We start from the raw sequence: 20,788 nt of genomic DNA, 5'->3' as shown, positions 1-20,788 counted from the left end.
CGTTTATTCGCCAGGCTGGACGGTCTGCTCGAAGAACTGCACCAAATCCTGCGGCCGGCGGCTCGTGTGCGACGGGCTGGTGTCCATCACCGTGCCGACCACGGGGATACCGTCGGCCTGGTAGATCAGCAGCCCCAGCTTCGGCCCGACCCCGGCGACGTAACGGCCGCTCAGCCCGGTACGGGTGCGCCAGGTGTCGGTCTCGATACGGCCGGTCATGTCCTTGCGCGCACTCGGTTCGACCTGGGCGAGCGTGAGCCCCTCGTGGAACGCGACGGTGGTCTTGTCCGGGAAGCGGCACAGCGCGGTGCGCGTTGCGCCCAAGGCTTTCGCCAGTTCCGGGTCGTCCGAACAGGTGGCGCGAGTTTGGATGGTCGGCCCGGCCAGCCGGCGGATGCATTTCGTGAGGCCGTTTTCGCCGGGGAGCGCTGGTTGCGAACCAGCGCAGGCTGCTGTGCTGGGCGGCGCGGTAACCGATTGGTTCGAGCCTGCTCGCGGGGTTTCGCCGTCACCGCGAGTGGCGACGATGGCAGTCACGATCCCGGCAACTGCGAGCACCGCCAGCGCGATGGCACCGATTACGACAGGCTTGCGGGACTTCTTCCGCGGCGGCCGCCATCCGGCCGGGGGCGGCATCGGGGCTGGCCGCCACTGCGCAGGGCCGGGCTGCTGCTGAACGGGCGGCCAGGATGCTGGTCGAACCGCTGCTTGACTCGGCGCCGCGGGGGTCGGCACGGACGGAGGCACCGGACGCTCGTCGACCGGCACGTGATGCAACCCGAACGCGACCGCGGTCTCCGGCTGGTCCTCGGTGGTCGGCACCACGCCCAGCGTCGACCCGACCAGCGACGCGAGCAACGGCATCCGGCTGGGCCCGCCGACCAGGTACACGCCGCCGAGCCGATCCGGCGAAAGCCCGGCCCGCGCGATCGTCGCCGCGAGCATTTCAGTGCTGCGCAACAAATTCGGCCGCACCAGGGCTTCCAACTCGGCCCGGGTGACGAGGACGTCGCCGAACGGATCCGGCATCGGCACCTCGGTGTGCGCGTGCCGGGAAAGGCTCTCCTTGGCGTCGCGGACGTCCTGGAGCAACACTCGCCGCAACCGTCGGTCGCTGGTCGTCTGCGGACGGAGAAGCCGTTGCCACTGCGCCGGATCCGCATGCGACACCGACCGTCCAATATGGACCAGCAGGGCCTGGTCGATGTCCAGGCTGCCGAGATCCGGCAACCCGTCCTCCGCCAGCACCGCGTTACCCGCGCCGACGACCGCGCAGTCGAAGGTGCCCGCACCGAGGTCGTAAACCGCGATCGGCCCGCTAGGCGCGCCCGTTTCGCGAAGGGTCGCGTAATGCGCGGCCGCCGCGACTGGTTCCGGCACCAACCGCACCCGGACGAACCCAGCCTTGCCCGCCGCCTCCCGAAGAGTCCGCTGCCGCTGCGCGCCCCACCCGGCCGGATGCGACAACCGCACCTCGTCCGGAACCCCGGAAAGCTGCCGCTCCGCCTCCTCGCCCATCCGCCGCAACACAGCGGCGAAGGCGTCGACCACCGGCACCACCCGATCGCCGAGCAGCAGCTCGCCGTCGTCGATCCGCCGCTTGGGATACGGCTCGAACCGGCTGGGATCCAGCCGAGCCCGGCGCTCCGCGTCCTGGCCGACGACGAGCTGCCCGTCCTCCTCCGCGTAAACCGCGGAGGACATGGTGACCGACCCGTCGACCTCAATAGCCCGCGGCCCGCGCCCGAAGGCCGCCAAGACGCCAACTGTGCTGGAAGTACCGAAGTCGATCGACAGGACGTCCACGCAGTTCCCCTCCCCAAAACCCCACCGCATCGTCTCACGAGCGCTGGGACCGATATCGACTACCGCGGGAGAGTCGTGCGCCGCGGCGGAAACTGATCGCGCTCGACCAGTAGACCGCGTCCTACCCCGCGAAAACCGCCGCCGGAAAAGGTGTCTCCCGGTCCTCCAGGAGCCGCCCGTAGAAGTCGTTCATCTCCACCGCCACCGAGGCATGCCGTGCCACCAGCTCGGCGATCGGCGAAGGCAACTCGAGCTCCCCAGCGGCCGCGCGACGCACCGCGGCCAGGCGGCTCTCTCGGTCCCACGTCCCGCACACCTCGGTCACCAGCCAGTTCACCCAATACATCGACCCGTAAGCCCGGTCGTGCTCCGCATTCAGGTCCGCGAACGCCAGCTCCGCCTCGGTCAGATCGAACCGGCGCGCGAACGCCAGGCCGAAATCAGTCAGGACAAACCGATCGCCGTCGGTCAGGAAGTTCTCGAAGTGGTTGTCGAAGTGCAAGACACCCTGCGCGCGAAGGAACGAGAGCGTATCGGCGAGCTCCGCCGCGACCCGATCGACCTGGTCCAGACGACCAGGCAGCCACCGATGCAGATTGGCCGGAAAATACTCGCAGAACAAAACAACGCTCGACGACGAATCCCGCAGTTCCGTCAGCCGCCGACGGACCGCAGCGGAACCGCCCCAGTACTCGACGTCTTCCTCCAACGGACGGTCTGGCACCCGGCCCGAGGGGACCGGCAGCACGCGCCAGTGGTGCAGCAAGGGAAAGTTCTCGCAGTCCCCGCTGAGGACCCAGCCATTCGCCATGACGTGCAGCGCCAGTTCCCGCCAGGCGGAGCCCTCCGGCGAACCCAGACCGTAATGGCAAAAGGCAGGCAGGCCATACAGATTGGCCGTGGAATGCGGATGCTGCCGCTCCAGCAAGGTAAGCGGAACCCGCTTCGCGAAGACCGGAACTCCGTCGACATCCAGCCGGACGCCGGTGCCGCCGATTCCCTCGGACAGCACCTCGGCGGACTCCAGCCGCTCAGTCAGCTGCCGGTCGCTCAACAGCGAAAGCGCGGTGCTCGCCGCGGCGTGCCGCGAGATTCGCGAAGAAGACCCCATAGCTCAAGACAATAGAGAAAAGGGCGGCCCCCAACCTGGGAGCCGCCCTTTTTCTTCAGTTAACTCACTCGTTCTCGGACTCGCCGTTCTCCCCGGCGCCGATGCTCACCGGCGGAGCGTCGGGAACCGAGGACGGACGCTTCTCTCCACGGAAGGTGAAGTGCGCCTCGTCGTCGCGGTCCTCCGGGTTGCCGCTCCAGCCCTCGACGTCGACCACGATGATCTGACCCGGCTCGACCTCGCCGAACAGGATCTTCTCCGACAGCTGGTCCTCGATCTCGCGCTGGATCGTGCGGCGCAGCGGCCGGGCGCCGAGCACCGGGTCGAAGCCGCGCTTGGCCAGCAGCGCCTTCGCCTTCTCGGTGAGCTCGATCTCCATGTCCTTGGCCTTGAGCTGCGTCTCGACCCGGCCGATCATCAGATCCACCATCTGGATGATCTGTTCCTGGTTGAGCTGGTGGAAGACGATGATGTCGTCGATCCGGTTCAGGAACTCCGGGCGGAAATGCTTCTTCATTTCCTCGTTGACCTTCTGCTTCATCTTCTCGTAGCGGTTCGCGGTGTCCGCTCCGGAGGAGAAGCCGAGGCTCACGGACTTCGAGATGTCCGAGGTGCCCAGGTTCGAGGTGAAGATCAGCACGGTGTTCTTGAAGTCGACCGTCCGGCCCTGGCCGTCGGTGAGCCGGCCGTCTTCCAGCACCTGCAGGAGGGTGTTGTAGATCTCCTGGTGCGCCTTCTCGATCTCGTCGAAAAGCACCACCGAGAACGGCTTGCGCCGCACCTTCTCGGTCAGCTGCCCGCCCTCTTCGTAGCCGACGTAGCCCGGAGGGGCGCCGAAGAGCCGCGAAGCGGTGTAGCGGTCGTGGAACTCGCCCATGTCGATCTGGATGAGCGCGTCGTCCTCGCCGAACAGGAAGGACGCCAGCGCCTTCGACAGCTCCGTCTTACCGACACCGGACGGGCCGGCGAAGATGAACGAACCGGACGGGCGCTTCGGGTCCTTCAGACCCGCACGGGTACGGCGGATCGCCTGCGAGACGGCCTTGACCGCGTCCTCCTGGCCGATGATGCGCTTGTGGAGCTCGTCCTCCATGCGCAGCAGCCGGGTGGTCTCCTCCTCGGTGAGCTTGAACACCGGGATGCCGGTCCAGTTGGCCAGCACCTCCGCGATCTGCTCGTCGTCCACCTCGGCGACGACGTCCAGGTCGCCGTCCTTCCACTGCTTCTCGCGCTCGCCCTTCTGGCCGAGGAGCTGCTTCTCCTCGTCGCGCAGCCGCGCGGCCCGCTCGAAGTCCTGCGCGTCGATCGCGGACTCCTTGTCCCGGCGGACGTCGGCGATCTTCTCGTCGAACTCCCGCAGGTCCGGCGGCGCGGTCATCCGGCGGATCCGCATCCGGGCCCCGGCCTCGTCGATCAGGTCGATCGCCTTGTCCGGCAGGAACCGGTCGTTGATGTAGCGGTCGGCCAGCGTCGCGGCCGCGACCAGCGCCGAGTCGGTGATCGAGACGCGGTGGTGCGCCTCGTACCGGTCGCGCAGGCCCTTCAGGATCTCGATCGTGTGCTCGAGCGACGGCTCGCCCACCTGGATCGGCTGGAAACGGCGCTCCAGCGCGGCGTCCTTCTCGATGTACTTGCGGTACTCCTCGAGGGTGGTCGCACCGATCGTCTGCAGCTCGCCGCGGGCCAGCATCGGCTTCAGGATCGACGCCGCGTCGATCGCGCCCTCGGCGGCGCCCGCGCCGACGAGCGTGTGCAGCTCGTCGATGAACAGGATGATGTCGCCGCGGGTCTTGATCTCCTTGAGCACCTTCTTCAGGCGCTCTTCGAAGTCGCCGCGGTACCGCGAACCGGCGACCAGCGAGCCGAGGTCGAGGGTGTAGAGCTGCTTGTCCTTGAGCGTCTCGGGCACCTCGCCCTTGACGATGCTCTGCGCGAGGCCCTCGACGACGGCGGTCTTGCCGACGCCCGGCTCGCCGATGAGCACCGGGTTGTTCTTGGTCCGGCGGGACAGCACCTGCATGACCCGCTCGATCTCCTTGCCGCGCCCGATGACCGGGTCGAGCTTGCCCTCGCGGGCGAGCACGGTCATGTTGCGGCCGAACTGGTCGAGCACCAGCGAGGAGGACGGCGTGCCCTCGCCGCGGCCGGAGCCGCTCTCGGTGGACTTCTCGCCGGTCTGGTAGCCCGACAGGAGCTGCAGCACCTGCTGGCGGACCCGGTTGAGGTCCGCGCCCAGCTTCACGAGCACCTGGGCGGCGACGCCCTCGCCCTCGCGGATCAGGCCGAGCAGGATGTGCTCCGTGCCGATGTAGTTGTGGCCGAGCTGCAGCGCCTCGCGCAGCGACAGCTCCAGCACCTTCTTCGCCCGCGGCGTGAACGGGATGTGCCCGCTCGGCGCCTGCTGGCCCTGGCCGATGATCTCCTCGACCTGCTGGCGCACGCCCTCGAGGGCGATGCCCAGCGACTCCAGCGCCTTGGCGGCGACACCCTCACCCTCGTGGATCAGACCCAGGAGGATGTGCTCGGTGCCGATGTAGTTGTGGTTGAGCATCCGGGCCTCTTCTTGGGCCAGGACGACCACCCGCCTCGCGCGGTCGGTGAACCTCTCAAACATGCGCACTCCCTCGACTGCTGCGTCGGCGGCCCGTAACCTCCGCGGATCGCGTCCGCGGCGGACAGCACCGTGAGACCACTCTAGTAGCCAAGCGGTCGCGCTTGCGTACCACTACGGCTTCCGGCGGCCCTTTCGCATCCGGCTGGCGACCCGGTCGGTCCCCGCTCATCATCCGGTTGCGCTGCACCTTTACTCCCTGTCGAACGTACGGGACCGGATCAGGATTCCGCCCGGGCGCCCCTGTCCGCTCAGCGCGAACACCTCCGCGCGTCCGGGTGGTCTCACCCCTTGGCCACCCGATTGGCGCAATGCCGCGCCGTATGTAAGGTTAGGCACACCTAATGAAGGCCGGACAGAACAGGGAGGACCGGGTGAACCCGCAGCGCTCGCGCGACGACGCCCGCGAGATCGCCGACGGTCTCGAGTCCTCCCTGCTCCGGCACGAGCTGCGCCGCGACGTCCCCGAGGGCTGGTCTCGCTGCGCTGACCTCCTGGAACAGCCCGCGCTGTTCGTCGAGTGGCGGTCCCGCCTGACCGACTGGCTCCTCGACCAGCACGGCGCGGCACCCGCGCGCACAGCAGCCAGCTATGTGATGTCTTGGTACCTGCACGTCCCCGCGTACGTGGGCGCGTTGCTGCTGCACCACGAGCGCCGGGTGCCGTCGCTGAAGCCGGAACAGCTCGCGTTCGGCCTCGGCCCCGACCGGCCGCATCCCGAGGGCATGGCCGTGCTCAGCGACACCTTCTACTGCCTGCCGACCGACCCGGGCAGCCCCCGCCCCGAGGCCACCGTCGTGCGCGACGAGCGCGCGCTGGCCGCGGTCCTGCGCGCGCAGTTCGTCGGCCACGCTGCCCGCTTCGTCCGCGCCTACGCACCCGGCACCCGGCTCGGCCGCCGCGTGCTCTGGGCGGCCGCTACAGACGCGCTGGACGGCGCCCTGTGGCGAGTGGGCCGGCAAGGCGGGACAGCCGAGGCCGAAGGCGCTGGCGTCGCGGATGCCGCACTGGTGCTCGACGTGCAGTACCGCCCGCTGACCTCGGCGTCCACCTTGCGGATGGCGATCAACGACGACGGCCGCCGGGTTTGGGAACGACGTCGGGAGAGCTGCTGCTTCTCCTATCTCCTCCCCGGCGAAGCGGAATGCGAAAGCTGTCCGCGCGTCTGCCGCCGATGATCTCCATCGAGTGAAATTTCAGGCGTACGGGTTCCGGCCCGTCGCGCCCAGCGCCCGGTGCAGCACCGGCGCGGTTTCCGGCACCGCGACTTCCGGACCGAAGACGCCGTTGGCGCGAGCCTCTTCGCCCATCCCCGCCGCGAACGCGAGAACGACTTCGGCGGCTTCGTCGGGGCAGTTCAGCTCAGTGCCGCTCGCCCGCGTGAGATCCCAGGCGTGCACGACGAGTTCGCAGAGCACCATGTCTCCGACGACCGAGGCGGGCAGCTCCGAGCCGCCGAAGGCGACGGTGCCGGTCCATGCCTCCGGCGGGGCGAGCGCGGCGAGCACGTCGTCGGTCATCGCCTGGAGCGCCTTCGGCCAGTCGTCCGCGACGAGGGAGGCCGCGGCTTCGCTCGGCGCGGGCGGTTCGTAGGGCTCGTGCCGGATCGCGGCGGCGAGCCAGGGACCCCAGTAGAAAAGGTGGTTGAGAAGGCCGCGAACGTCGTAGTCGGCGCAGGCCGTGGGCGCGGTCAGCGACGGGGCGGCCGCCGCGGCGCGCCGCAGTTCGGCGGCGGCCGGGGCGAGCAGTCCGGAGTGATTCGACATGCGGCCGAGCCAACCACGCGAGGCGGCGGCCGTCTTGAAATTACGCGACGCACTACCGTTTTCAGCCATGCGGCGGATCCCGAGCGGCATCCTGAACGAGCGGACGGCTCGCACCAAGTTCACGCTGACGCGGCATCCGCCGGCCCCGGAACTGCGCGAGTTCGTGGAACACCACTGGGTGCTGCGCTGGAACCTCGCCGAATCCCATGACCAGCAGGTGGTGGGCGAATCTGTCGGTGCACCTGACGTTCTTCCCCGGCGCGTGCGGCGTTTACGGTCCGGCGCACCAGCTTTTCACCCATCGGCTCAGCGGACGCGTGCACGGGATCGGGGCCAGGATCCGGCCCGGCTGTTTCCGCCCGTTCCTCGACGCCCCGGTGCGCACCCTCGCCGATCGGTCGGTCGACGTGGCCGCGATCTTCGGGCCGGGTGCGGCGATCGCGGAAAAAACCATCCGGAATGCGCGGACCGACGAGGAAATGATCACTGCAATCGACAACTTGCTGATCGCATGCCGCCGCCCCATTACCCGAGCGACGCGGGCAGCCGCGGAGGCGGTGGAAACAATCGCCGCGGATCCCGGGATCACCCGGGTCGCGGAACTGGCCGCGGCACTCGGACTGTCGGTCCGGGCAGTGCAGCGGTTGTTCGCCGAACACGTCGGAACAACGCCGAAGTGGGCGATCCGGATTTACCGGCTCAACGAAGCGGCGCGGTTGCTCGCCGCGCCGATCCCGCCGGATTACGCGGATCTGGCGACTCGGCTGGGCTATAGCGACCAACCTCACTTCATCCGCGATTTCCGCGCGGTGACCGGAGCCCCTCCCGCGGAGTACGCCCGCTGCGCTCGCCGGCTGATGCCGGGCGCACCGGACGGCGCAAAGCCGGGAAACTAATGCGGAACGCCAAACGGCCGCCGGGAATGTTCCCGACGGCCGTTTGGCGTTCAGTCCGCGAAGACCGGTCTCCAGCGCGGTGCGTTCTCCCGCCTCCGCTCACCGGAGGACCGCATCCGCGAGTTCCGGAAATGCCCGGTCAGTTCTTCTTGTGGTAAGCCTCGACGACCTCCGACGGGATGCGCCCGCGGTCGGAAACCTGGAAACCGTTCTTGCGGGCCCACGCGCGAATCGCCTGGTTCTGCTCGCGGTCGACCGCGGCCGGGCGGGCCGGGGACTTGCCGCCGGCGACCGGACGCAGCGGCGCGCGCTTGCGGCCGCCCGCGCGGCGGGCGTGCTCGACATACTGCGCGAGCGCGTCGCGCAGTTCCTCGGCGTTTTCGCCCGACAGGTCGATCTGGTAGCTCACACCGTCCAAACCGAACTCAACGGTCTCTTCCGCCTCACTGCCGTCGAGGTCGTCGACCAGAGAGACCAGCACCTTCTGTGCCATCTGATTCCTCCTGCGGGGCTTACCCGAATGATCTGGCTACATGATCTGGTTTCGGGGCGAGCCCCGAGTTACAGAAGTCTTTGACACCCATATTAATACCCGCTTGCCCCGCCGTAGGCAAATCCGCATTGAGAAAATCTCGACCGTGCGGCGGGGCGGCGAGCTATTCGGGCCGGACGAGCGGGAAGAGGATCGTCTCCCGGATACCGAGACCGGTCAGTGCCATCAGCAGCCTGTCGATCCCCATTCCCACCCCGCCGCTCGGCGGCATTCCGTACTCGAGCGCGCGCAGGAAATCCTCGTCGAGTCGCATCGCCTCGCTATCCCCGGCAGCCGCGAGCCGCGCCTGTTCGGTGAGCCGCTGCCGTTCCACGACCGGATCCACCAGCTCGGAGTATCCAGTCGCGAGTTCGAATCCGCGCACGTACAGGTCCCACTTCTCGGCCACGCCGGGGCGGCTGCGATGCTGCCGGGTGAGCGGAGAGGTCTCGAGCGGGAAATCACGGACAAATGTGGGAGCGTGCAGTCCGTCGCCGACGAGATGTTCCCACAGTTCTTCGACGAGTTTGCCGTGCGCTAGCTTGGGATCCACCTCGATCTCGCGCGCCGCGGCGATCTTGTGCAGTGCTTCGGCGGAAGTATCCGGCGTCACTTCCTCGCCGAGTGCTTCCGAGAGCGACTCGTACATGCCGAGTGTCGTCCATTCGCCGGAAAGGTCGTACTCGGTTCCGTCGGCGAGAGTGACGACCTGGGTGCCGAGCACGTTCTCCGCGGCCTCCTGGATGAGTTCGCGGGTCATCACGGCATTCGTGTCATAAGTGGCGTACGCCTCGTAGTACTCGAGCATCGCGAACTCCGGCGAGTGCGAGGAGTCGCTGCCCTCGTTCCGGAAGTTCCGGTTGATCTCGAAAACCTTCTCGATCCCGCCGACCACACAGCGCTTGAGGTACAGCTCCGGCGCGATGCGCAGGTACAGCTCGAGGTCGAAGGCATTGGAATGCGTGACGAACGGACGAGCCGCGGCTCCGCCGTGCAGCGTCTGCAGCATCGGCGTCTCGACCTCGGTGAATCCCCGGCGGTGGAAGGACTCGCGCAGCGAGCGCATCACGCCGGAACGCGTGCGCACCACGTCGCGGGCGCGCGGGCGCATAATCAGATCGACATAACGCTGCCGGATTCGCGTTTCCTCGGCCAGCTCCTTGAACGCCACCGGAAGCGGACGCAACGCCTTCGCCGCGATCTGCCAGCTGTCGGCCAGCACGGAAAGCTCGCCGCGCTTCGAGGTGATCACCTCGCCGTGCACGAATACGTGGTCGCCGAGATCGACATCGGACTTCCACGCGGCGAGAGACTCGGCCCCGACCTGCGCGAGACTCAGCATCGCCTGCAGTTCCGTGCCGTCGCCCTCACGAAGAGTGGCGAAACACAGTTTGCCCGTATTGCGGAGAAACATGACGCGACCGGTGACGCCGACCGACTGGCCGGTGCTGGTGTCGGCTTCGAGACCGGAATGTTCGGCACGGATCTGCGCGAGAGTGTGCGTACGCGGAACCTCGACCGGGTAAGGATCGGCGCCCTCCGCGATTATCCGGTCGCGCTTGTCCCGGCGCACCCGCATCTGTTCGGGCAGGTCGTCATCGGGCAGTGCGTCGGACGCGGGGAATTCGGTCATGGCCATAGCGTACGAAGCCGCTGGTGAACCGCGTCAACCGGATTCCCCTACCAGGGCACTCACGGTATTAGGGTGGTTACCCGTGAGCGATCCCGGCACTGATGCGGAACTGCGCGCCCGGCGGGCCTCTTCGTTCGGCGACCAGGCGAGCGCCTACGCCCGGCACCGGCCGGACTATCCGCGGGCGGCACTCGAATGGGGCATGTCCGGAGCAAACCGACCGGTACGCGACGTGCTGGACCTCGCGGCGGGCACCGGAAAACTCACCCAGGGACTGGCCGACCTCGGCCGTTCGGTGACCGCGGTGGAACCCGATCCGGGCATGCTCGCCGAACTGTCCCGGCGGCTCCCGGACGTTCCCGCGCTGCTCGGCAAGGCCGAGGACATCCCGCTGCCGGACGAATCGGTGGACGCGGTGTTCGTCGGACAGGCCCTGCACTGGTTCGAGTTAGCTCCGGCGTTCGCGCAGATCCGCCGAGTCCTGCGGCCGGGCGGGGTCGTGGCCGCGCTGTGGAATCACGACGACGAATCCGTGCCGTGGGTGCTCGAATTCTCGCGGCTGATCCGGACCGGCGTCAGCCGCGGGTTCACCGAGGCGGACCAGCCGCTGCGCGCGGCCGGCTTCGGTCCGTTCGAACAGGACCAGTTCGCCCACACGCACCGCCGCACGATCGAATCGCTGCTGGCCACCGTGGCCACCCATTCGCTTCTGCTGGTCGCGTCGGACGACGACCGCGACCGCCGGCTCGCCGAAGCCAGGGCGTACCTGGAATCCGTTCCGGAGACGGGAACGGGCGAATTCGACTATCCACTGGTCACGACGGTTCTGCGGGCCCGCCGGAGCTGAGCGGCGACCGAAATCACCACCTCGGCGCGGCCCCGGAGTGCTAATTTCGGAAGCGGCGGTTCCCGCCCCGGACGAGCGCGTCGTACCCGGTGACGACAAGACGGCGCAGTGGACTATCCGTCACTGCGAAAGGTTCTTGATCATGGCCTGGCTCGTTCTCGTCGTTTCCGGATTTCTCGAAACTGTCTGGGCCGCCGCGCTCGGCGCCTCGAAAGGCTTCAGCAAGCTCTGGCCGAGCTTGCTGTTCGGCGGCGCACTGCTGCTCAGCATGTCCGGCCTCGCGTATTCCTTGCGCGAAATTCCGCTCGGCACCGGATACGCGGTGTGGGTCGGCATCGGCGCGGTGGGGACCGCGGTCTACGGGATCGTCGCGATGAACGATCCGCTCACCGTCGGCCGGATCACCTGCCTCGTGCTGATTGTCGCCGGGGTCGTCGGGCTGAAACTGTTCCACTGAGCTTCACCCGAGCGCGATCTCCAGCCCGCGCAGCCGCTCCGGCGCGGAAATCACGTCGATCCCGGTGATCAGGTCGCCGTCGAAAACGAACTTCAGGACCACGGCCAGCCGGCCGCGCGGGGCGAGCACCAGGCCGGGGACGCCGTCGACCAGCGCGACCTGCGTGCTGCGCGCGACTTCCGAAGCGAGCAGCGCACCCTTGCTGACCGCTCGGACACCGCGGAGCACCACCGGTGCCGCGCCGGTGTCCGAGTGCAGCACGACGTCGGGGGCGAGCACCTTAAGCAGTCCGGCGAAGTCTCCCTCGCGGGCGGCGGCCAGGTACGCCTCGACGACCCCGCGCCGCTTGCTCGCGTCGGCCGGACCGGCTTCTCCGCCACGCACCCGGCGGCGGGCCCGGCTGGCCAACTGCCGGACAGCCGCCGGGCTGCGGTCCAGGATCTGGGCGATGTCCTCGAACGGCACGGCGAACAGGTCATGCAGCACGAAGGCAATCCGCTCGGCCGGGCCAAGGACGTCGAGCACGACCAGCATCGCCAGGCCGACGGATTCCGCCAACTGGGCCTCCTCGGCGAGGTCCGCGCTGTCGTCGCCGCGATCGAGCGGGAACGCGTCCAGCGAATCCTCGCGACGGCGTTCGCGCGTGCGCAACAGGTTCAGGCACACCCTCGCGACCACTGTGGTGAGCCAGGCGGGGAGATTCCGCACCTCGGAAATATCCGCGCTGTCGACGCGCAGCCAGGCTTCCTGCACCGCGTCGTCGGCCTCGGCAAGAGAGCCGAGCATCCGGTAGGCGACCCCACGAAGCCTCGGCCGCTCTTCCTCGAACTGAGCCGCGAGCAGGTTTTTTCGGTCCACCTGTCACATCTCCTTCATGGGCCGTTTCATCCCCAGTACGACACCCCCCCCAGTGCCCAAGCCCAGCGGCACTGTACCCGGAAGGAATTGCCATGACGACGATCTTGGTCACCGGCGGCACCGGAACTCTCGGCAAGCTGGTCGTTCCCGCCCTCGGCGACGCGAAGGTGCGAGTCCTCAGCCGGAAGGCCAATGGCCCCGACCGGTTCGCCTGCGATCTGATGACCGGCGAGGGTCTCGCCCCCGCGGTCGACGGCGCCGACGTGGTCGTGCACCTGGCCGGCGGCCCTCGGGGCGACGACGTGGCGACAGCGAATCTGGTCCGCGCCGCCGAACGCGCCGGAGTCGGCCACCTGGTTTTCATTTCGGTGATCGCCGCGGACGCCATGCCACTCGGTTATTTCCGCCGCAAGCATGAGGCCGAAAAGCTCCTCACCGCGGCGGACGTGCCGTCGACCATCCTGCGCGCGGCCCAGTTCCACGGTCTTTGCCTCAATGCCGTGCGGACAGTGGCGAAACTGCCGGTCGTGCCGGTGCCCGCGATCAATTTCCAGCCCGTCGATGCGCGGGAGGTGGCCGAGCGGATCGCCCGGCTGGCGCTCGGCGCCCCCGCCGGGCGGGTGCGGGATCTGGCCGGACCCAAGGTGTACGGCATGGGCGAACTGGTCGACAAGTATGTGCGGGCCAGCGGGCGACGACGCTTGAAAATGCCGATGCGCGTTCCCGGAGCGGCCGGAAAGGTCTACCGCGCGAACGGCAACCTCAACCTCGACGCGGACACCGGCACCCGCACTTTCGAGGATTATCTCGCCGAGCAGTTCGGCTAACGCACATTCCGTTCGTACACCAGGCGCAGGCCGAGCAGCGTCAGGTCCGGCACGTGCTCCTTGATCGTCTCGGATTCGCCCAGCACCAGCGGGGCGAGCCCGCCGGTGGCGATCACCGTGACCGGTTCCGAGCTGTCGTGCTGCAATTCGCGCACGATCCGCCGGACGAGCCCGTCGACCTGGCCGGCGAACCCGTACAAAATGCCGGACTGCAGGCATTCCACGGTGTTCTTGCCGATCACCGAACGCGGCGGGACGAGTTCCACCTTGCGCAGTGCCGCCGCGCGGGCGGCGAGCGCGTCCACCGAGATCTCGATGCCCGGGGCGAACGCCCCGCCGAGGAATTCGCCCCGGGCCGAGATCGCGTCGACGTTCGTGGAGGTGCCGAAATCGACCACCACGCACGCGGTGGCGTGCAAATGGTGCGCGGCAAGGGTGTTCACCAGCCGGTCCGCGCCGACTTCCTTCGGATTGTCCACCAGCAGCGCGACCCCGGTGCGCACGCCGGGCTCGACCACGACCTTCGGCACCCGCGCGTAATAGCGGCCGAGCATCACCCGCAATTCCCGCAGCACCGCGGGAACGGTGGACAACGCGCTGATTCCGGTGACCGCGTCGGCGTGCTGGCCGAGCAGCCCGCGCACGGTGAGCGCGAGTTCGTCCGCGGTCATCCGCGCGTCGGTGCGCATCCGCCAGTCACCGACGAGCTCGGTGCCCTCGTAGAGGCCGAGCACGATATTGGTGTTGCCGACGTCGACAGTGAGCAGCAACGAGGTCTTCCTTACCGCGGCTCGCGACCGCCGCCGGGACGGGTTCAGTTTTCGGCGTGCAGCAACGCGTCGAGACGGCGCGCGTCCGCGGTTTCGGCCACCGGGAAGGTCATCGTGTCCTCTTCGGGCAGCGTGACCGTGCCGCTCAGCAGACCCGATCCGTCCGGCGCGTGCGCCGGGTCGTCCCCGCGCTCGACGATCCGGTTGTAATCGTCCACAAAGATCACTCGCGGCCGGTAAGCGCGTGCCTCCGCGTCGTCCATCTGCCCGTAGGCGATCAGGATGACCAGGTCGCCCGGATGCACGAGGTGTGCGGCGGCTCCGTTGATGCCGAGCACGCCGCTGCCGCGCTCGCCGGTGATGACATAGGTCTCCAGCCGCGCGCCGTTCGTGACGTCCACAATGGACACCTGCTCGCCCTCGAGCAGGTCGGCGGCCTCCATCAGGTCCTCGTCGACCGTGACCGAACCCACGTAGTGCAGGTCGGCCTGGGTCACCGTGGCCCGGTGGATCTTCGATTTCAGCATCGTGCGATACATCGTGGACTCTCCCTATTCCCCTGCGTCCGGGTCCCCGCTCGGATGTTCCACGGCTTTTCCGAGCAGCACTCCCGCGTTGTCGATCAGCCGGGTACTCCCCACCCGGGCAGCGACCAGCAACCGCGCCTCTCCGTCGACGGGCGCCGGCCCCAAATCGGTTCCCCTCAATTCCAGGTAATCCACTTCCACCTGGGGACGGGCCGCGAGCGTCTTCCGCGCCATCTCCAGCACGGCCTCCGCTCCGTCCCGCCCGACGTGGGCTCCGGCCGACAAAGCGGCCGACAGCACCACGGCGTCTTCCCTCTGTTCGGGCGTCAGGTAGACGTTGCGCGAGGACAGCGCGAGGCCGTCTCGCTCCCGGACCGTCGGCACTCCGATGACACGGGTGTCGATGTTCAGGTCCGCCACCATCCGCTTGATCAGCACCAGCTGCTGGTAGTCCTTCTCCCCGAAAAACGCGTAATCCGGGCGCAGCAGGTTGAACAGCTTCGCGACGACCGTCAGCACCCCGGCGAAATGCCCGGGCCGGACGGCTCCCTCCAGCTCGTCGCCGAGCGGGCCGGGGTTCACGGTGACCATCGCGTTGTCCGCGTACAGGTCCGAGGCCTTCGGCGTAAAGGCCAGTTCGACGCCTGCTTCGGACAAGGTCGCCAAGTCGGCTTCGAGCTGGCGCGGGTACGCCTCGAAGTCCTCGCCCTCGCCGAACTGCAAGGGGTTCACGAAGATTGACGCGGCGACAACAGTGTTCGGCAGCCGCTTCGCGCGGCGCAGCAGCTCGCGGTGGCCGTCGTGCAGCGCACCCATCGTGGGCACGAGCGCGATCTTCCGGCCGACGCTGCGCAGGCTCCAGCTCACCTTGCTGATGTGCTCGGGCGGCTGGAACGTGTTGAGCGTTCCGCGCTGGAATTTCGGTGTCGTCACGGGGTCTGTCCTTCGGCGGGGTCGGCGAGAAGATCGGTCAGTTCGCCCGCGGCCGCGGGATCGAGCAGGCCGGCGGCGCGGGACCGTTCGGCCGTGCGCCGGGCCAGCGCCCGGTAGGCCGGGGCGATCTGCGGCGCCCGCTCCGTGAGCACGTCGAGGTGCTTGCGGACGGTGCCGAGATCACCACGCGGGACCGGTCCGGTGAGGGCGCGGTCCCCGTGGCGAAGGACATTGTCCAATGCCGCTGAAAGCAGCGGTGCGACGAGTCGTTCCGGATGCCCGATTCCGGCGTCGCGCAGGGTTTCGGTGCAGTCGGCGACCAGCGTCATCAGGTGATTCGCACCGTGCGCCAGCGCCGCGTGGTACAGCGCCCGCGCGGATTCCGGAACGCGCACCGGCTCGGCGCCCATCTCGACGGCAAGTGCCTCGCCGACGTTCCACGCCGCGTCGTCGTCCGGTGCCGCGGTGACGCCGATGCTCGCCGCGACAAGGCGTTCCAGATCCTCCTCGCGGCCGGTGAAGGTGAGCACCGGGTGCAGGGCGAGCGGCAGCGCACCGGCTTCCGCGGCCGGGGCCAGCACGTCGATGCCGTGCGCGCCGGAGGTGTGCACCACGATCTGACCGGCGCGGATGGAATTCGTGGCGACCAGGCCACGGACGGTGCCGGCGAGCGCGTCGTCCGGCAGCGCGAGCAAGACGAGATCGGCTCTCCGCACGACTTCGTCGGGCGGCAGCAACGGGACATCCGGCAGCAGCCGTTCCGCGCGGTTCAGCGAAGCGGCGGACAGCCCCGACGCGGCGACTACGGTGTGGCCGGCCCTGGCCAGTGCCGCACCGAGGACACTGCCCACGCGGCCAGCGGAAACGACGCCCACGGCAAGGCGGGCCGGTCGGTTCATGGCGTGCGCCTGTGGACGCTCATGGCTCGAAACTCCTCATGTTCGTTCCAGTCCCGCTCTTTCGGCGCGGGTACCAGACGACGGCGCGAGAGTAGCCCCGACGCGGCCGGATGGCGGTACCTGGGTGACCAGCTTCACCCGGGACGGGCAATCGCGCCCGTACCTTATTGGCCTTCGGCTTCTCGCGGCCGCCGTGCGCACAAATCCCCCGGTGGGACTCCACTTTTGGCACGGTCGAGCTACCCCGGACGGGGAACGTTCACCGACTGTCGCGCTTGTTGGCCAATCGCACGGCATCGGCGCGCGCTTCCCGCAGTGCCTGCAACAACTCTTCCTGCCGCTGCCGGTCCTGTTCGGTGCGCAGCCGCGTACGGCGGAGGAATGCGAGCTCAGTCACGCTCGCCTGATACCGGCCCACCGCCCGCGCCGCCGCCCGGCCGGATTGCTTGCGCGCCTGCTTCCGCCATTGCCGCCGCCCGGGCAAACTGGCGAGCAGTTCGATCTCCGACGGCGCGATCCACCGCGCGGCCGCCATCTTCGGCAACGCCGCGGCTACGATCCGCTGCTCTCGCCGTCGCTGCAACACGATCACGTAGATCGCGGCGATCAGCAGCGGCAAAATCACCAGGAAATACAGCGTGAGGAAGGTCTTGCCGCCGTTGAGCGTGGCCGCGGCGTTCCAGAGCGCGTGCAAAATGACGCCGGCGAGATACCCGGCCAGCGGCGCGAGAATCCGGATCCACCGCTGCGCATACCGCGCGGCGATGCCGAACCCGATGCCGGTCATCGCGGTGAACAGCGGGTGCGTGAACGGCGAAAGCACGCCACGCACGAGGAAAGCGGCGAGCACCCCGGAACTGGTTCCATTGCCGAAGCCGTGGTCAGCGAAGGCGCGACCGAAGTAATAGATGTTCTCGGTGAAGGCGAACCCAGCGGCCGCGAAGCCCGCGTAGACGACGCCGTCGACGATCCCGTCGAATTCCTCGTTGCGCCGCCAGAAGATCAACAGGACAAAAACGCCCTTCGCGGCTTCCTCGACGAGCGGCGCGGAGACGAGCGCACTCACCTTGCTGCCGTTGCCGCCGCCGAGAAGCAGGTCACCGAAGGCCTCGGCCCCAGTGTTGATCAACAATGCGGTGACGGTGGCAATGCAAGCGCCCCAAGCGAAAGCGATCAAGAGCAACTTCGCCGGCTCAGGTTCCCACCGATCAACCCAAAGCAACCCGGCGACCACCACGCCAACCGGCACCAGCGCGGCGACCACCCCGATCGCGACAGCCAGCCACCCGACGCGCGCGGTCGCGAGCCCGAAGAGAAAAAGCCCGCACAACGCCACGACGATCAACCCGAGCACCGGAAGGAGCACGGTGATGTGCCGCGAACGAGAAGACGTGGACGCAGAACCCGGCGGCGTGGCGGAAAGGGTGCCGTTCACGAGCGGTCACCATACGCAGGGGCCACCAGTGACGCCGGTTGGACATAGGCGGTTCAGCCCTATGCGGGATATCGCTGTGACGCTTATCCCTGGCCGCACCCTTTGTCCATGAGGGGCCCCTTCACGGACCACCCCACACCCGCGCACCCAACGCGACCCGGCACCCCAACCGCGCGCCACCCACCAAACCGCGACCCGCGCACCCAACCCACCAAGCACCCACACCACCCCCGCACCCCGATACGAAGCCAAAAACGCGGCGCGGGGGTGCTTGTCAAGGCATCTTTCCCGCCTTGACAAGCACCCCCGCGCCGTCGTCACACTCAACTTCGGGGTGCCCCCACGAGGCCCTGGCGCAATGTCGCCGCCAGGCGACGAGCCGCTCAGTCCTCCGCCCGACGCCTCCGCCGAGGACTCGCCTCACTCTTCCCATTAGCCGCAAGCAATTCCGTCACCGACAGCCCAGACGCGTGATGCCCAGCCGAACTCTCCGCCCGGTCTGCGGACGCCGACGCGGACGCAGACCTCCGCCCATGCCCGGCCTCGTCCTCAACACTGTCCGCGGCCTCCCAAGCAGGCGGCTCCCCCTCCGGCCGCCGCCGACGTCCACCCGACGACGGAGCCGGACTCGACTCCGCGTCCGGACGACGCCGCCGCCCACCGGTCCCGCTGCTGACCGTGCTGCGAACCGATTCCGGCAACGTCGGATTAACCCCCTCCGACCCCGGAGCACCATGCCGCCCAGTAGGCGTGTCCTCAGCCAACGGCGACAGATCCGACCGGGAGAACTGCTCCAGCCGAGAAGGCGCACGAGTCTGCGACTCCACCGCGGTTTCCTTCTCCGGCACCGCCTTCTTCGGAGCAGGCTCAGCGTGCCGATGCGCGGCCGGTTCGGCAGGCCGGGAGATCGCGGTCTGTTCAGCCGAGTCAGGCCGTTTCGGCGCGGGCCGTGCCGCCAACCGCGGCGCCGGGCGCTCCGACTTCACCGGCGGCTCTGGCGGCTCCGGCTTGCTCACCGGCGCGACGTTCCGGGTCGGCTGCGCGTCCGCGGCCGGCCGGCGAGGCGGTTCCGGCGCGTCGTTCTGCGGCCGAGCGGCTCGCGGAGACGGCTTGCCCTGGTTGAACGAACCACGCGGCTCCCGAGCCTCGCGAGGCAGCGGCTCAGTCGCGTTGCGCGGCCCTCGCTCAACGCTGTCCTCCTCGAACGGCTCCGGAATGACGTGCGAACCGGAGTTGCGTTCGGTTTCATACGGCTGCGGCGCACGGTCAGCGCGCGGCTTCGCAGCGCCGCCACGCGGACCACGCTCGGCCTGCGGCTCCGGGGCACCGCCGCGAGCGGGCCGCTCAGCGTGCGGTTCCGGTGCGCCATTGCGCGGCTCACGCGAGGCGAAAGCGTCCGCCACGCTGGCGCGTCCCTCGTGCGGGCCTGAGTCGCCACGGCCGCCGCGAGGCACGAACGCATCCGCCAGGCTGGCGCGCGAGTCGCGACCACCGCGCGGGGCGGGGCTGTCCGCTTCCACCTCGTCCTCGAACGGCTCCGGCTCGGCGGGCGGTTCCGGACGCTTCGGCTTGAGCCGCGGCATCTGCTGGGTGCGCAACTGCGTCGAACGGTCGCCGTTCGGGCCGGAACCGTTCAGTCCAGCGCTGATCGAGCCGTTCGCGCCGGAAGTCCCGTTGGCGCCTTTGGTCTTCGCCGTCCCGTTCGAACCGCCGTTCACCGGGGCCCGCCGGCGCTCCGCGGAAGTCGCGTCGAGGACCCGGTCCATGAATTCGGTCGGCCGCTCCGGACTGTCGGCCGGCTTCTTCGGACCGAGCAGCTGAGCCGGTTTCTTGCCGTTGCCGTTCTTGGTTTCGGCACCGGCCGAAACGAGCCGCTGCTCGTCGTTCAGCGAGCGCATCCGGGTCGCCTGCGCGGTGAGCGCGACGCGTTCGAGCAATACCTCGCCGCCGAACAAAGATTGCAGACTTTCGCGCAGCGCAGCCACTTCGGCACGCAGCGCATCCAATTCTTCGCGCGATTGCGCCTGGGCGGCCTCACGCGTTTCCGTCTCGAGTTCGAGCTCGTACTCCCGCCGGGCCGCGATCTCGCGTTCCAGCTCGAGTTCGTACACCGCCTGCGCCTCGGCGACCGCGTCCTCGCTGTGCGCCGCGTTCTTGCGGGCCCGGACAGCCAGGAAGGCGCCGATCAGGGCGGCCCAGAGCGCGGCGACGATCCCGAGCCGGAGGTACCGGAGGTCGTCGCTGAGCACCAATGCGAGGGTGGCGCCGACAGCGAGGAGCAATCCGACGACGAGCCACGGCCTGCCAGGGCGGCGGCCGTGCGAGTCGTCACCCACGCCAGTCATGCCTGACACCGTACCTTCCGGTGATCCGAATGAGACCTAGTCGGTACTTCGAGCGGCGCGATCGGAGCGTTAATCGGTCGATTCCCGACGGTCCTCCGGCGGCGTCCGGCAGCAATGCTCGAGCCACAAACCGGCAGCTACGAGCAGCGCCGACGAGACCGCCCCGACGACCGCCGACCTGCTGTCGGAGACCGCGGCAACGAGTTCGTCACGTCGCGGGAAAACATAGATGAACGCCGCCAGCCAGGCACCGCCGAGAAACGCCCCGGCCAGCGACGACGCCTTCGCCAGCGCCACCGCCCTGGCGATCCCGACCGCGTCGCCGTGCACCCGGCCCGACTTGATCCGCGACCGGATCGACAACGCCAATCCCGCCTCGGCGATCGCGAGCACCGCGAAGGTCACCCCGGCGAGCGTGGGCAGCGGCGGCAGATCGCCGTAAGCCGCCTGGAACAGCACATAGACCACGGCGAGGCCGAGGACCGCGGCCACGACCAGGTCCCGGGACCGCGTGAAGTGCATGACTCCACCGTAC

Annotated in this window: 18 protein-coding genes, 1 pseudogene and 1 riboswitch; of the genes and pseudogenes, 5 read left to right on the top strand and 14 right to left on the bottom strand. The window is 68.7% G+C overall.

Translation table 11 applies throughout. The features are described 5' to 3' along the window. Positions 1–3: 3 nt before the first annotated feature. The 3 genes from ATK30_RS21765 to ATK30_RS21755 form a co-directional block, all read right to left on the bottom strand. On the bottom strand, positions 4–1,806 hold the full coding sequence (locus ATK30_RS21765) for an Hsp70 family protein (RefSeq protein ID WP_101437172.1): 1,803 nt from the start codon (positions 1,804–1,806) through the stop codon (positions 4–6). A gap of 121 nt (positions 1,807–1,927) precedes the next feature. Beyond that, positions 1,928–2,917: a protein kinase family protein gene (locus ATK30_RS21760; protein WP_101437171.1), complete on the bottom strand. Its 990-nt coding sequence runs from the start codon at positions 2,915–2,917 to the stop codon at positions 1,928–1,930. Positions 2,918–2,981: 64 nt separating this feature from the next. Next, the gene (locus ATK30_RS21755; protein WP_101437170.1) at positions 2,982–5,531 is read right to left on the bottom strand and encodes an ATP-dependent Clp protease ATP-binding subunit; all 2,550 of its coding nucleotides are present in this window, start codon (positions 5,529–5,531) and stop codon (positions 2,982–2,984) included. Positions 5,532–5,902: 371 nt separating this feature from the next. Between ATK30_RS21755 and ATK30_RS21750 the strand changes: the two genes are divergently transcribed. Further along, a complete protein-coding gene (locus ATK30_RS21750) occupies positions 5,903–6,706 on the top strand; it encodes a (2Fe-2S)-binding protein (protein WP_101440985.1) in 804 nt (267 codons plus the stop codon). A gap of 18 nt (positions 6,707–6,724) precedes the next feature. Here ATK30_RS21750 and ATK30_RS21745 read toward each other — a convergent pair whose 3' ends face one another. Then, entirely contained in the window at positions 6,725–7,294 is a 570-nt protein-coding gene (locus tag ATK30_RS21745; protein ID WP_101437169.1) for a TIGR03086 family metal-binding protein, read from the bottom strand. A gap of 206 nt (positions 7,295–7,500) precedes the next feature. On the opposite strand from ATK30_RS21745, the gene ATK30_RS21740 reads away from it, so the two are divergent. Continuing rightward, a complete protein-coding gene (locus ATK30_RS21740; RefSeq protein WP_244194688.1) occupies positions 7,501–8,190 on the top strand; it encodes an AraC family transcriptional regulator in 690 nt (229 codons plus the stop codon). Between the two features lie 139 nt (positions 8,191–8,329). On the opposite strand, the gene ATK30_RS21735 is transcribed toward ATK30_RS21740, so the two are convergent. Continuing rightward, complete coding sequence (locus ATK30_RS21735) at positions 8,330–8,683, bottom strand: histone-like nucleoid-structuring protein Lsr2 (RefSeq protein ID WP_009084272.1); 354 nt, start codon at positions 8,681–8,683, stop codon at positions 8,330–8,332. A 163-nt stretch (positions 8,684–8,846) separates the two neighbouring features. Continuing rightward, on the bottom strand, positions 8,847–10,355 hold the full coding sequence (gene lysS, locus ATK30_RS21730) for a lysine--tRNA ligase (protein ID WP_101440984.1): 1,509 nt from the start codon (positions 10,353–10,355) through the stop codon (positions 8,847–8,849). An 82-nt stretch (positions 10,356–10,437) separates the two neighbouring features. On the opposite strand from lysS, the gene ATK30_RS21725 reads away from it, so the two are divergent. Together ATK30_RS21725 and ATK30_RS21720 are read left to right on the top strand one after the other, a co-directional pair. After that, on the top strand, positions 10,438–11,202 hold the full coding sequence (locus ATK30_RS21725) for a class I SAM-dependent methyltransferase (RefSeq protein WP_244194687.1): 765 nt from the start codon (positions 10,438–10,440) through the stop codon (positions 11,200–11,202). Positions 11,203–11,251: 49 nt separating this feature from the next. After that, a riboswitch (guanidine-III (ykkC-III) riboswitch) is annotated at positions 11,252–11,312 on the top strand. Between the two features lie 32 nt (positions 11,313–11,344). Next, on the top strand, positions 11,345–11,659 hold the full coding sequence (locus ATK30_RS21720; protein WP_037354758.1) for a DMT family transporter: 315 nt from the start codon (positions 11,345–11,347) through the stop codon (positions 11,657–11,659). A 3-nt stretch (positions 11,660–11,662) separates the two neighbouring features. Here ATK30_RS21720 and ATK30_RS21715 read toward each other — a convergent pair whose 3' ends face one another. Then, complete coding sequence (locus tag ATK30_RS21715) at positions 11,663–12,517, bottom strand: sigma-70 family RNA polymerase sigma factor (RefSeq protein ID WP_101437167.1); 855 nt, start codon at positions 12,515–12,517, stop codon at positions 11,663–11,665. A 92-nt stretch (positions 12,518–12,609) separates the two neighbouring features. On the opposite strand from ATK30_RS21715, the gene ATK30_RS21710 reads away from it, so the two are divergent. Then, a complete protein-coding gene (locus tag ATK30_RS21710) occupies positions 12,610–13,344 on the top strand; it encodes an SDR family oxidoreductase (RefSeq protein WP_101437166.1) in 735 nt (244 codons plus the stop codon). Here the strand turns inward: ATK30_RS21710 and ATK30_RS21705 are convergent. The 7 genes and pseudogenes from ATK30_RS21705 to ATK30_RS21675 form a co-directional block, all read right to left on the bottom strand. Next, the gene (locus ATK30_RS21705; RefSeq protein WP_101437165.1) at positions 13,341–14,114 is read right to left on the bottom strand and encodes a type III pantothenate kinase; all 774 of its coding nucleotides are present in this window, start codon (positions 14,112–14,114) and stop codon (positions 13,341–13,343) included. The genes ATK30_RS21710 and ATK30_RS21705 overlap by 4 nt on opposite strands. A 44-nt stretch (positions 14,115–14,158) precedes the next feature. Continuing rightward, positions 14,159–14,653 carry an aspartate 1-decarboxylase gene (gene panD, locus ATK30_RS21700; protein ID WP_043827144.1) on the bottom strand — a complete coding sequence of 165 codons (495 nt, stop codon included), beginning with the start codon at positions 14,651–14,653 and terminating at the stop codon, positions 14,159–14,161. Between the two features lie 12 nt (positions 14,654–14,665). Then, complete coding sequence (panC, locus tag ATK30_RS21695; protein ID WP_101437164.1) at positions 14,666–15,574, bottom strand: pantoate--beta-alanine ligase; 909 nt, start codon at positions 15,572–15,574, stop codon at positions 14,666–14,668. After that, positions 15,571–16,479, bottom strand: a pseudogene (locus tag ATK30_RS21690) (Rossmann-like and DUF2520 domain-containing protein); the annotation flags it as partial. The gene panC and the pseudogene ATK30_RS21690, both read right to left, overlap by 4 nt. Positions 16,480–16,732: 253 nt before the next feature. Continuing rightward, positions 16,733–17,839: a PrsW family intramembrane metalloprotease gene (locus ATK30_RS21685; protein WP_101440983.1), complete on the bottom strand. Its 1,107-nt coding sequence runs from the start codon at positions 17,837–17,839 to the stop codon at positions 16,733–16,735. Positions 17,840–18,291: 452 nt separating this feature from the next. Continuing rightward, a complete protein-coding gene (locus ATK30_RS21680; protein WP_101437162.1) occupies positions 18,292–20,253 on the bottom strand; it encodes a DUF6779 domain-containing protein in 1,962 nt (653 codons plus the stop codon). A gap of 69 nt (positions 20,254–20,322) precedes the next feature. Beyond that, positions 20,323–20,775 carry a DUF3180 domain-containing protein gene (locus tag ATK30_RS21675; protein ID WP_101437161.1) on the bottom strand — a complete coding sequence of 151 codons (453 nt, stop codon included), beginning with the start codon at positions 20,773–20,775 and terminating at the stop codon, positions 20,323–20,325. Positions 20,776–20,788: the final 13 nt, after the last annotated feature.

Source organism: Amycolatopsis echigonensis, from assembly GCF_002846615.1.
In the GTDB taxonomy this organism is placed as follows: Bacteria; Actinomycetota; Actinomycetes; order Mycobacteriales; family Pseudonocardiaceae; genus Amycolatopsis; species Amycolatopsis echigonensis.
Note: the sequence above shows the minus strand (reverse complement) of the source record. Positions and strands in the feature narration are given on the sequence as shown.